Raw genomic sequence first — 13,322 nt, 5'->3', positions numbered from 1 at the left:
GAGAAGTTAAAATAGCTTTAATTTTGAATAGAATAAAAAATAAAGAAATGAAAATAGAACAAATTTATACAGGATGTTTGGCTCAAGGAGCTTATTATATAGAAAGTGAAGGAGAGGTAGCTATTATAGATCCATTAAGAGAGGTGCAACCTTATATAGAAATGGCATCTAAAAATAAGGCTACTATAAAATATATTTTAGAAACACATTTTCATGCAGATTTTGTGAGTGGTCATGTTACCTTGTCTAAAAAAACAGGAGCACCTATTGTATATGGACCTAATGCCAATCCTACTTTTGATGCCATTATTGCAAAAGATAATCAAAAATTTAAATTAGGTAAAATTACCATTGTGGCTATACACACACCAGGGCATACAATGGAATCTACCACATATTTATTAAGAGATGAAAATGGGGCTGATTATGCTTTGTTTACGGGAGATACTTTGTTCTTAGGAGATGTTGGTAGACCCGATTTGGCTCAAAAAGCTGCGGATATGACTCAAGATGATTTAGCCGCTATTTTATACGATAGTTTACGAACTAAAATAATGCCTCTTTCTAACGATTTAATTATTTATCCTGGCCATGGAGCAGGTTCTGCTTGTGGTAAAAATTTAAGTAAAGAAACCAAAGGAACTTTAGGAGATCAAAAAGAGAATAATTATGCTTTAAGAGCAGATATGACCAAAGCTGAATTTGTAAAAGAAGTAACTGATGGTTTGTTGCCACCACCTCAATATTTTCCTTTAAACGTTAAAATGAATAAAGAGGGGTATGAAGATATTGCTGAGGTTATTGCACATGGAACGCATGAGTTAAGTGCAGATGAATTAGAGCATTTAGCAAATGAAGCAGGTGCCTTGGTATTAGATGTTAGATCTCAAGACGATTTTGCCAAAGGACATATTCCTCAATCTATATTTATTGGTATTGATGGTAGTTTTGCACCTTGGGTAGGAGCATTAATTGGTGATGTTAAACAACCTATTGTTTTGGTAATTCCAGAAGGTAGAGAAGAGGAAACTATTACACGTTTGTCTCGTGTAGGTTTTGATAATACTTTAGGATATTTAAAAGGAGGTTTTGATGCTTGGGTAAAATCGGGTAGAGAATACGATGTGGTTAGACAAATTACAGCAGATGCTTTAGAAACTATTATTACAGAAGCTACACCTGTTTTTGATGTAAGAAAAAATAGTGAGTTTTTATCTGAAAGAATGGTTATAGCCAAAAATACTCCTTTGGATGATTTAAATAATCATTTAGATAAATTTCCATCAACAAGTAATTTTTACATCCACTGTGGAGGAGGGTATAGAAGTGTAATTGCAGCTTCTATTCTTAAAAGTAGAGGGATTCATAATTTTGTAGATGTTATAGGAGGATTTGCTAAAATTAAAGAATCTAAGTTAAAAACAACGGACTATGTTTGTCCGTCAACGTTATAAACTATGAAAACAATAGTATATGTAGCAATTACAGTTGTTTTAGTTGGTTGGGTAGTTATGCAAAAAGTAACGGCTCAAAAACTTAAGAACTATAGATTGTCTGTGGCTGAATTTAAACAAGCTATTTCAGAAGGTAAAATTCAGTTAATAGATGTTAGAACAGCTAATGAATACAAATCAGGTCATATTCCAAAAGCTATAAATATGGATGTCTTATCGCAAAGTAATTTTAAACAACAAATAGAGACTTTAGATAAAAATAGGCCAACGTATATTTATTGTCGTTCTGGTAAAAGAAGTTTAAAAGCTTTAAATCAAATGATCAAAAACGGATATACACATATTTACGATTTAAAAGGAGGTTATTTGGAGTGGAATAAATAGACGTTCCAAATAATTATTAAAAAGAAAAAGAGCTACGGTATGTTGCTCTTTTTTTTTTAACTTGTTTTTACATAAAACAACCAAAAATATGCGCGTTTTTAGCCCCATTTATTTTTTTTTACTTTTTATAACTACTGTTTTTTCACAAGAATTACCACCTATTAGTATTTATACTGCCAAAGATTACAATGCAGAAAATCAGAATTGGTCTTTTGCGCAAGGAAAAAATAAACATGTTTATGTAGCAAATAATAAAGGTCTTTTAGAGTTTGATGGAGCTGCATGGAGGTTGTACCCTACTCCTAACGAAACTATTTTAAGATCTGTTAATGTTATTGGAGATAAGATTTATGGTGGTTTTTACAATGGTTTTGGATATTGGGAAAGAGATTTAAAAGGAAGACTAATTTATACTTCTTTATCTGATGAAATTGAATTGTTAGAAGATGAGCAATTTTGGAAAATAGAAGAAGTAGAAGGATGGGTTCTTTTTCAATCATTGCAAAGAATATACTTGTATAACTTACAAACAGGAACGTACAAGTTAATTGAATCTGCCACGGAAATATTACATATGTACTTGGTAGATGGTGTACTGTATTATCAAGAATTAAACAAAGGTGTTTTTAAACTAGAAAAAGGAAAACCTGTATTGGTTTCTAACGATAAAATAATTCTAAAAAACATTATTGTTGGATTACATAAAGTAGAGAATAACTTGGTTTGTATTACAGATCATAATGGAATTTACATTTTAAAAAACAAACAGTTAAAACAATGGGGAGGAAATGTTAATAAGCAAATTAAACCCTATACTATTTATAGTAGTTACAAGTTAAGAAACGGGAATTTAGTTTTAGGAACTATTTCAAACGGAGTAATTGTTGTCAATCAAAAAGAGGGGATTACATTTAGTATGAACCAGAAAAAAGGTTTAGGGAATAATACCGTATTAAGTTTGTTTGAAGATAGTGAGAATAATATTTGGCTAGGTTTAGATGATGGTATTAATGTAATTGATATTAATACTCCTTTTAAAGTATACAAAGACTTAAACGGAATTATAGGAACAGTATACACATCGGTAGTTTATAAGGATAGAATTTATTTAGGAACCAATCAAGGATTGTTTAGTAAACCATATAATTCTAATGATGATTTTAAAATGCTAGCCAATACTGGAGGGCAAGTTTGGGAATTAAAAATAATTGGAAATGAACTTTTTTGTGGTCATAATTCAGGAACTTATGTTGTAGAAGGTACTAAAGCTAACTTAATAAGTGATATTAATGGAACTTGGAAAATAGAGTCATTATCTGCCAATACATTTATACAAGGTAATTATTCAGGATTATATGTATTCCATAAAATAAATAATCAATGGATATTAAAAAATAAAATTAAGGGATTTAATATTTCAAGTAGATCTTTTGAATTTTTAAATGATCATACCATTTTTGTAAACCACGAATACAAGGGGGTATATAAATTAACTGTAGATAAAGCATTAACTCAGGTTTCCAATATCTCTATTATTAGTCATATTTCTAAAGGATTACACTCAGACTTGTTAAAATACAAAAATCATATTTTGTACTCATATAAAAAAGGAGTGTATAAGTACAATACTAATAAAGATGTTTTTGTAAAAGATAGTGTTTTATCAAGTTTGTGGTCTAACAGAAGCTATATTTCTGGAGTTTTGGTAAACACCATTCCTAATGATAAATTGTGGGGCTTTTCTAAAAAAGAAATTATTTGCATAGAACAAGGTGGGTTAAGCACTAAACCTATTATTACAAGGATTTCTATCCCTTTAAAATTAAGAAAAGGAGCTACTGGTTTTGAAAACATTAGTTTTTTGTCTGATAACACCTATTTACTAGGGAATTCAAACGGATATATTATTCTAAACACCAATAAACTAGATAAGAAAAAACAATATAGAGTTCAAATTAATCAAATTAAGAACTCATCGTTTAACCATCAATCTGTTAATGTAAATTTAAATGAGGAACTAAAATTTGAAAACAAAGACAATAATTTTGAGTTTGCTTGTAGTGTTCCCGTTTTTAATAATTATACACAAGTAAAATATCAATACAAGTTAGAAGGTTTAAGTAATTTTTGGAGTCCTTGGTCTGATGATAGTAATATTCTATTAAAAAATATTCCTTTTGGTAACTATAAGCTTTCCATTAGAGCAAGAGTAGATGGAGTATTAACAAGTAATGTAGAAACTTATAGATTTAAAATTAAACAACCGTGGTATATAGCTACTCCTATGCTTTTTCTATACGTTGTTATAATTGTGTTATTTTCTGCTTTTATGCACATTATGTATAAAAGAAGTTATAACAAACAGAAAAAAAGATTATTGGCAAGAAAACAAAGAGAAATAGAACTTCACAAATTAGAAAATGAAAAAAGATTAACACTTTTAGAAAATCAAAAACTAGAAGAAGATGTTGATTTAAAAAGTAAGGAATTGGCCAGTTCTACCATGAATATTATTAAAAAGAACGAATTGTTAAATACTATAAAAGATGAATTGTTAAAAGGAGAACAGAAAAACATTAACAACGTAGTAAATATTATAGATAAGAGTTTAAATAATGTTGATGATTGGAAGTTGTTTGAGGAAGCTTTTAATAATGCCGATAAAGATTTTATCAAGAAAACAAAAACAATGCATCCTGCATTAACATCTAACGATTTAAGATTGTGTGCTTATTTAAGATTAAATCTATCATCTAAAGAAATTGCTCCTTTATTAAATATTTCCCCAAAGAGTATTGAGGTAAAGAGGTATAGATTAAGGAAAAAAATGAATTTGTCTAATGAACAAAATTTAACAGATTATATTTTAAATATATAAGGGTGTTTTAAGTAATAAATTAAAAAATCACTACGTTTTGAAGCTTCAAAACGTGGTGGTTCTTTGTTAAGTAGAATGTAACAAACAATACAAAGCTATTTCTTTTTAGAGTTTTTGGCTCTATAAATCCTTTTAATACGGGGTTTTTGTCTTGTTGTTGTCACTACAAACAGGTGTTTTACCTATACAACACCACTACAAAGTTAAAAATCAGCAGTTTTTTTTAAGCGTGAATCCTATATAAACCCTACTAGTGGGTAAATAAATTACATTGTATGTTTTTTGTAGGGGGTTTGTTTGATGAATTATCAATAGATGGGGCTTATGTTTGTGATATATCAAATTAATATTACTAGACATGAGAAAAATCACAATATTCACGCTTCTCTTATTCATATCTGTATTTGGGTTCGCTCAAAGCAAGAATATATCCGGAGTTGTAACAAGTGTAAAAACTGGAGAGCCTTTACCAGGGGTTAGTGTTCTTATTAAAGGAACTGCTAATGGTTCTTATTCAAACTTTGATGGAGAATATATTCTTACAAAAGTTTCTTCAGGACAAATTATTACGTTCAGTTATTTAGGATACAATTCTGAAGAAATAACTATAGGTAATGAAAATATAATTAATGTAGAATTAAAAGAAGATATAGAATCTTTATCAGAAGTTGTTGTTATTGGTTATGGTACTCAAAAGAAAAAAGAAGTAACCGGTGCTGTTTCTGTTGTAAATTCAGAAGTTATAGAAGCTTTAAATCCTACCAGAGTAGAACAAGCTTTGCAAGGACAGGTTGCTGGGGTTAACATTACCTCTACGTCAGGAGCACCTGGTAGCGGAATGAATATTAGAATTAGAGGGGTTTCTACCAATGGAGATAGTAGACCTTTAATATTGGTAGATGGAAATCCAATTACAGATTTATCTGTAATTAATCCTAACGACATAAAAAGTGTAAACGTATTAAAAGATGCAACAGCAGGTATTTATGGAGTACGTGCAGCAAATGGGGTTATTTTAATAGAAACCAAAACAGGTAGTAAAAAAAGTGACTTAAAGTTTAATGTAACTGCTAACTACAGTTTACAACAAACAAGTAACAGGTTAGATTTATTAGATGCTCAAGGATTGGCAGAATATATTAACGAAGCTACAGGTACAAGTAGATACTTTATTCAACCAACTACGGGTTTAGTATATGATTCTAGCGTAAGTGCTGTAGATCCTTTAGCCAATACAGACTGGCAAAATGAGGTGTTTGAGTTAGCTCCTTCATACGATGTAAATCTTACAGCCAACGGAGGTACAGAAAAATTAGCTTATTCTTTTGGAACATCATTCTTATCACAAGATGGTATTGTAGGAGGAGACAAGTCTAACTATAACAGATTTACTGCTAGAACCAATCTTCAATACGATGTTACAGACAAATTAAAGCTATCTGCAACAGCTATTTATTCTCGTTCACAAAAAAATAAACTACAAGAAGGAGGAATTGGAGCAGTATTATATAATGCAATAAATGCAGATCCCTTTACATTAGCAAAAGATCCTGCCCCTTTAACTGATGTAGGTTTTGAAGAATTAAGAAACGGATATGGTATTGTGCAAACAGGGGCTATAGAGGTGTCTAACCCATTGTCTCAAATGGCAAGCACGTATGACACAGATGTGGTTAACAAAATAAGTCCAACATTTTCTGCAGATTATAGTTTTTCAGATAAACTATCTATAAGATCAAAGTTCTTAATGAACCATGCTACCGTAAATATAGAAACGTTTAGACCTGAGGTTTTTATGGGGGTAGGTAAATCTTTAACAAGAGAATTTAATAATGAGTATGTAGATTATGTAGATACTTATGATGATTATACTTGGAACAACTTAATTACCTATACAGATACTTTTAACGATATTCATAATTTAACAGTGCTTTTAGGGCATGAAATGGTAGAGTTTAGAGGTTTGTATGATGGACAAACAGGAGTGAGTTTAAAAAATGGAGCCAATACATTTGCCGAAGCTAGTATTGCAAATTCAGAAACTGTAAACCCACGTTATCAACCATCAGCTATTGAGTCTGGATCAAATCAATTTAAGAATAGATTGCAGTCCATTTTTACAAGAGTACAATACAATTATAAAGAAAAGTACTTATTGTCTGCAGTTTTTCGTAGAGATGCTTCTTCAAAGTTTAGTGAAGATAATAATGTAGGTTTCTTTCCATCATTGTCTTTAGGATGGAACATTTCTGATGAATCATTTTTAAAAGACAACAATACAATTAGTTCATTAAAATTAAGAGCTAGTTATGGAGTTATTGGTAACGATAGAATTGATGGAGATTTTCCATATGTAGGTTTGTTAGATGGAGAAGGAGCTTATAGCTCTAACGATGAAGTAACAGAAGCTGATTTATTAGTTGGAGTTGCTGAAGGAAAATTGGGAAATCCATCATTAAAATGGGAGACCACTACAACAGGAAACATTGGGTTTGATTTAGCGGTATTAAATAACAGATTAACCTTTACCGCAGATGTATTTAAAAAAGTAACAGATGATTTGTTAATTAGTGCGGAATCATCAGCCTTAACTGGAGTTGCAGGTATTGGGTCAAGTGCACCTTTTATCAATGCAGGTACTGTAGAAAATTCAGGATTAGAATTCTTAGTTTCTTATAGAGATCAATTTTCTAAAGACTTTAAGTTTAACGCTAGTTTTAATTTTTCAACACTTAAAAATGAAGTTACTTATGTAGGAAACTTGGCAGGTTTTGAACAAGGAGGTGCTTTTGGAATAGGTACAGGTATTGTTCCTTCTCGTATGGAAGCAGGTCACGCTTTAGGATATTTCTACGGATACAAAACCAATGGTATTTATCAAAACCAAGCAGAAATTGATGCGTTAAATGTCAATGCTACAGCAAATAATAATGAGTATCATACAGATGCAGGTGTTGGAGATTTAAGATTTGTAGACACCAATGGTGATGGATACATTTCTGAAGATGATAAAACAGATATTGGAGATCCTATAGCAGATTTAACAGCAGGTTTAAACTTAGGGTTTACTTATAAAAATATAGATTTTAGTGCCTCAGCAATTGGATCTTTTGGAAACGAAATGGTAAGAGATTATGAGCGTTTAAATTTATTAGCAAACAAGAGTACAAGAGTTTTAGACCGTTGGACACCTACAAATCCAAGTAATACCGTTCCTAGAGCTACCAATGGAGCATCTATAAATACAGATTTATTTTCAGATTATTTTGTAGAAGATGCTTCTTATATCAGAATTCAAAATGTACAGGTTGGATACAATTTCGATAATAAAATATTAAATAAAATGGGAGTAGACAACTTAAGATTATTCTTGTCAGCAAACAATTTATACACCTTTACAGATTACTCTGGTTACGATCCTTCTGCATCTGGTTCTGGAACCGATGGTAAAGGAGATCCTATTGGAGCAGGAATAGACAGAGGATTTTATCCGGTAGCTACCACATTTATTTTGGGACTTAATTTAACTTTTTAACCAACGACCATGAAAACACATATCATAAAAAAATATAGTAAAATTTTAGCTTTAACTATAGTGTTGGGTTCTACACTAATAGGTTGTGATGATTTTATAAACGATTTAGAACCCGTAGGAGCAGTGTCGGATGAATATTTTAATTCAGAAGAAGAATACGATAAAGCATTAATTGGTGCTTACGATATGTTGCAGTCTACTTATGTAAATATATTAACTATTACAGGAGCTGCAGATGATATTATTGTAGGAGGTGATGCCAATAATTACGATCAACCTACTTTACAAAGAATAGATAAAATGGATCAAACTCCAGCAGACAATAATCAACTTAGAGATGTTTGGAAGTTTATGTATGCAGCTATGGGAAGAGCCAATTATATCTTGGAATTTAAAGACAAAACAGAATTTGAAGGTAAAGATGAGGTAATTGCACAAGCTTATTTTTTAAGAGCCTATTTTACGTTTGAACTAGCAAAGTTTTTTGGAGACATTCCTTTAGCTGTAGAGCAAAGAGATGGAGTTTCAAGAATTCAAGACAAACGTATTAGAATTGGAGAGCAATATGATGTAAATCGTGTTGGGAGTGTTGCAAAAGTATATGCTTTAATAGAAGAAGATTTAAAAGAAGCTATTACAAACTTACCGGTAACACCTAATGAAAAATATCAAATTTCAAAAGGAGCAGCACAGGCTTTATTAGGGAAAGTGTATTTGTATCACGGAACTTATGATGTTACTCAGTTTGACAATGCAGCAACACAATTAAACATCGTAATTAATAGTGGAGAATATAGCTTAGCTGACTTATCAACCTTGTTTGAAAAAAGTGGAGAAAATGGAGTAGAATCTGTTTTTGAAGTTCAGTATACAAGTGTAGAAGGAGCTGGTTGGGATTGTATTCAATGTAGCGAAGGAAATTACTTACCTCAAAACAATGCTCCAAGAGATTTTACAGGAGCTGTATACAAAGCAGGTTGGGGATTTAGTTTACCAACACAACAACTATATGATGCTTTTGAAAATGGAGATCAAAGAAGAGACATTACCATTTTAGCACCAGGAGTAGGAGAGTATACACCAAGTAGAGAAAATACAGGTTATTTTTCTAAAAAATACCTTCCAACTCAAGAAAATGAAAGTACTAGAGCAGGATCAGATCCTTTAAACTACGAAAACAATTACAGAGCTATTCGTTATGCTGATGTTTTGCTAATGGCAGCAGAAGCAGAAGTACAAAGTAGTGGTTCTATAGCTAATGCAACAGCTTACTTAAACTTGGTAAGAGCAAGAGCTTTTGGAAACAATACACACGATTATCCTTACAATGGAGAGTCAGATTTGTTAGAAGCTATTTATAAAGAAAGACGTGTAGAATTAGCAGGAGAAGGACATAGGTTTTTTGACTTGGTAAGAACAGAAAAAGCAAGTCAAGCTTTTGCAAACTACAATGCAACTAAGCCTGCAGACTTTGGAGAAATTACATTCCAAGAAAATAAAAATGAAGTATTCCCTATTCCATTGGTAGAATTGGAGTTAGCAAACGCTGTTACTAGATGGGGACAAAATCCAAATTATTAAGATAAACAGATTAAACAATAAACTTAAAAATCAAATATTATGAATTTATTTAAAAAAAGTATAAGTGCCTTACTTTGTTTAGGACTTATGGTATCGTGTAGTAAAGAAGATGATGCAATGGGAACATCAGGATCTGCAATTACAAACTTAGAATTTACTATTGAAAGTTCTGGGCTAGGAAACACTGTTAGTGTAACACCTTCGGCTTCAGGAGCAACTTCTTATTCAGTAGATTTTGGAAATACAGAAGCTACGGATGATGTTTTAGCAACCGTAGGGCCTAAAGTTACATATGTGTATCCTTCAGCAGCAGCTACTTACAACATTACAGTAACAGCTTCTGCAACAGGAGCAGACAACGTAGTTTTAACTAAAGAACATGCTGTTGTTATTTCTATTCCTCAAACAGATGTAATAGGTAGATGGGTGTTGTTACATCAGGTTGGAGCTTTGGCTGTAGGACCAGAAGTAAACAATTATTCTTGGTGGTCAAACAGTTTGGCAGATGTTAACACAAGAAATTGTTTGTTTGACGATGTTTATGAGTTTAAAAGTGATGGAACCTTTGTAAATGTTTTAGGTAACGAAACTTGGGTAGAGCCAGTTTTTGGTAACGATCCAGAAGGATGTGCTACACCAGTTGCTCCTTTTGATGGAACAGCAACAGCAACATGGTTTCACAATGAAACTGAAAATACAGTAACCATAACAGGTAAAGGTGCATATTTAGGATTGGCAAAAGTAGCTAATACATTGTTTACAAGTCCAACTGCTGCTCCAGAAAGTGTAACATATAGTGCTGTAGGTTTTTCAGAAGATAAAAATATTATGACAGTACAAATTTCATCTGGAACAGATTTTTGGCAATTTAAATTAGCAAAAGAAGGAACTGCAGGTGCAGCAATTGCAGATGTAGATACAGATGGAGATGGAGTTAACGATGCAGATGATGCTTGTCCTAATGTAGCAGGAACAAACAACGGATGTCCGGTAGTTACAGATGTAACAACAGTACCAACAACTCCAAGCGTAGATGCAGCAAATGTAATTTCTATATATAGTGATGCTTATACAAGCGTTGGAAACGTAAATGTAAATCCAGGATGGGGACAAGCAACACAGTTTGCAGAATTGGAGCCAGCTACGGGGAATAAAGTGTTACAATACTCATTCTTAGACTACCAAGGAACTACGTTTGATGCAATTAGTCTTGCAGGTTATACTCATATTCATTTTGATGTTCATTCTTCTGAAATAGATAAGTTAAACATTACGTTGATTAATACTGCAGATTCAAGTGGATCTACTTTTGAAGTGGGGGTAGACAAAACATTAACAAGTGGACAATGGACTTCTATTGATATTCCATTATCAGAATTTATTGGGTTAACAGAAAGTGGAGCTATTGACCAATTAAAGTACGGTGTATCTTTAGATGGTACAGCAACGGGAGCTACTTCTTTCCATGTTGATAATATCTATTTATACAAATAAAAAATAGTTTTTGCACAGATTTAATTTTATAAAAGCGGTTAGAAGTTTTTAACCGCTTTTTATAAAATTTTAAAAACAAAATGGGAGGCAAATCATACTTAACTACATCTACATGTTAAAAATAAATTGTAGTGAATATGAATTTATAAAAGCTAATATCATTTGATTCTATTGACTTAATAAAGAAATAGTTTGTAATAAAATTTAAAGAATAGTGTTTAACTACTTGTTTTAAAAAAAATAACAAGTAAAAAGAACAAAGCTTTGTTTGTACTTGATGACAACAATAAAATCCTGAAAATTTTAAACAATCATTAAAATTAAAGTTTTCAGAATTTTAAAAAGAAAACATCAGTATTAATGAGACTGATAAAGAAAGAATAAGTAAAAAATCTCTTATTCCTGAATAGTAGTATTACAAATCAAGAACAATAATTTTTTATAAAACCTACCCAAATATGAAACAGAAAGAATTGTTAATTACCTGTGTAATTTTTACAGCTTTACTATTCACAAATTGTGATAGTAATAACGAACAGGAAAATACGGATATAGTAGAAGAAGAGGTAATTGCCTATACAAATCAATCTCCATTTTATCCCATAGATTTTGAGGAAAATGGTTTTGGAGGCGATTGGACTTGGACTGTTTTTGAAAATGGATCTAATCCAAGTGTAGAAATAGTTGCTAATCCAAATAACTCAGGAATTAACAAATCTAATGCTGTTGCAAAATTTACAGCAACAAACACAGGTGCTCAATGGGCAGGTTTTGAATCTTTACACGGTTCAGATATTGGGTCTTTTACTTTTGACACTACAAATACAATTGTAAAAATGTTAGTGTACAAATCGGTTATTAGTAATGTGGGCTTAAAGTTTTCAGAAGCTAATGGAGAGGCACAACCAGAAATAAAAGTTGCTAACACAAAAATTAATGAATGGGAAGAATTAACGTTTGATGTATCTAGTAATATTGGAAAAGGTATTACAGGTATAATAGATCAAATAATCATCTTTCCAGATTATAGAAATAGAGCTAGTAATCAAATAGTTTATATAGATAGAATCACTTTTGAAAATAAAAATAATCAGTAAAAAAAGAATTATGAAATACACAAAAATATGGATAAAAAGCATGGTTTTAGCTTGTTTGTTTTCTTGTGCATGTAGTAAAGACAAAGTAGCAGTAAATGATACTACAGAACCTACAGTAGCTTGTCCTGGAAAAATAACCAATGCAGTTCCAAACGGAAATAATAATGTATTGGTTTGGTCTGATGAGTTTAATACAGCAGGATCTCCTTGTACAGAAAACTGGACTTACGACATAGGAAACAGTGGTTGGGGAAATAATGAACTTCAATATTACACAAGAGATAATGCAGTGGTTGAGAACGGAATTTTAAAAATTACGGCAAAAAAAGAAACCTATAGAGGAGCTCCATATACATCTGCAAGAATGAAAACTCAAGACAGATTTAGTTTTACTTACGGTAAAGTAGAAGTACGTGCAAAATTACCTTATGGTTTAGGTACTTGGCCTGCTATATGGATGTTGGGAGATAATATTAGTACAGTAGGGTGGCCAACCTGTGGAGAAATAGATATTATGGAACGTGCCGGAACTAGTTCAGCTAATTTAAAAATTACCACAAGTGCTATTCATAATTCTTCTGGATATGGAAACACACCTTACGTAGGAGAAAATGAACCTAAAGAAGATTTGTCTACAGAATTTCATTTGTATTCCATTAATTGGACAGCAGATAAGATTGAATTTATGGTAGATAATGTAGTGCATTATACCTATCAGCCTGCTACAAAAGATGCTGCTAATTGGCCTTTTGATAAGAATCAATTTGTCATTTTAAATGTAGCTATGGGAGGAACTTTAGGAGGTAATGTTGATCCTGATTTTACAGAATCGGCAATGGAAATAGATTATGTAAGAGTATATCAATAGAGGTTTTCTAAGTTGATGAGCAGAGTTTTAT

The 13,322-nt window shown here is 31.6% G+C and carries 8 protein-coding genes; all 8 read left to right on the top strand.

Annotation, left to right across the window (positions count from 1 at the left end):
* Positions 1–47 precede the first annotated feature (47 nt).
* The 8 genes from GGR97_RS06615 to GGR97_RS06580 all read left to right on the top strand — a co-directional run bounded on the left by GGR97_RS06615 (position 48) and on the right by GGR97_RS06580 (position 13,291).
* Complete coding sequence (locus GGR97_RS06615; protein ID WP_167897734.1) at positions 48–1,454, top strand: MBL fold metallo-hydrolase; 1,407 nt, start codon at positions 48–50, stop codon at positions 1,452–1,454.
* Between the two features lie 3 nt (positions 1,455–1,457).
* Entirely contained in the window at positions 1,458–1,838 is a 381-nt protein-coding gene (locus tag GGR97_RS06610; RefSeq protein ID WP_245229463.1) for a rhodanese-like domain-containing protein, read from the top strand.
* 88 nt (positions 1,839–1,926) lie between these two features.
* A complete protein-coding gene (locus GGR97_RS06605; protein ID WP_167897733.1) occupies positions 1,927–4,716 on the top strand; it encodes a helix-turn-helix and ligand-binding sensor domain-containing protein in 2,790 nt (929 codons plus the stop codon).
* 358 nt (positions 4,717–5,074) lie between these two features.
* Positions 5,075–8,251 (top strand): SusC/RagA family TonB-linked outer membrane protein, encoded by a 3,177-nt coding sequence (locus GGR97_RS06600; protein ID WP_167897732.1) that lies wholly within the window; start codon positions 5,075–5,077, stop codon positions 8,249–8,251.
* Between the two features lie 9 nt (positions 8,252–8,260).
* A complete protein-coding gene (locus GGR97_RS06595) occupies positions 8,261–9,832 on the top strand; it encodes a RagB/SusD family nutrient uptake outer membrane protein (protein ID WP_209272331.1) in 1,572 nt (523 codons plus the stop codon).
* A 39-nt stretch (positions 9,833–9,871) separates the two neighbouring features.
* On the top strand, positions 9,872–11,326 hold the full coding sequence (locus GGR97_RS06590) for a hypothetical protein (RefSeq protein WP_167897614.1): 1,455 nt from the start codon (positions 9,872–9,874) through the stop codon (positions 11,324–11,326).
* A gap of 458 nt (positions 11,327–11,784) precedes the next feature.
* Complete coding sequence (locus GGR97_RS06585) at positions 11,785–12,423, top strand: glycosyl hydrolase family 16 (RefSeq protein WP_167897731.1); 639 nt, start codon at positions 11,785–11,787, stop codon at positions 12,421–12,423.
* Positions 12,424–12,433: 10 nt separating this feature from the next.
* The gene (locus tag GGR97_RS06580; protein ID WP_167897730.1) at positions 12,434–13,291 is read left to right on the top strand and encodes a glycoside hydrolase family 16 protein; all 858 of its coding nucleotides are present in this window, start codon (positions 12,434–12,436) and stop codon (positions 13,289–13,291) included.
* Positions 13,292–13,322 lie beyond the last annotated feature (31 nt).

The organism is Wenyingzhuangia aestuarii, from assembly GCF_011927765.1.
Lineage (GTDB): Bacteria > Bacteroidota > Bacteroidia > Flavobacteriales > Flavobacteriaceae > Wenyingzhuangia > Wenyingzhuangia aestuarii.
The sequence above is the reverse complement of the archived record's forward strand: the minus strand, read 5'-3'. Positions and strand labels throughout refer to the sequence as shown.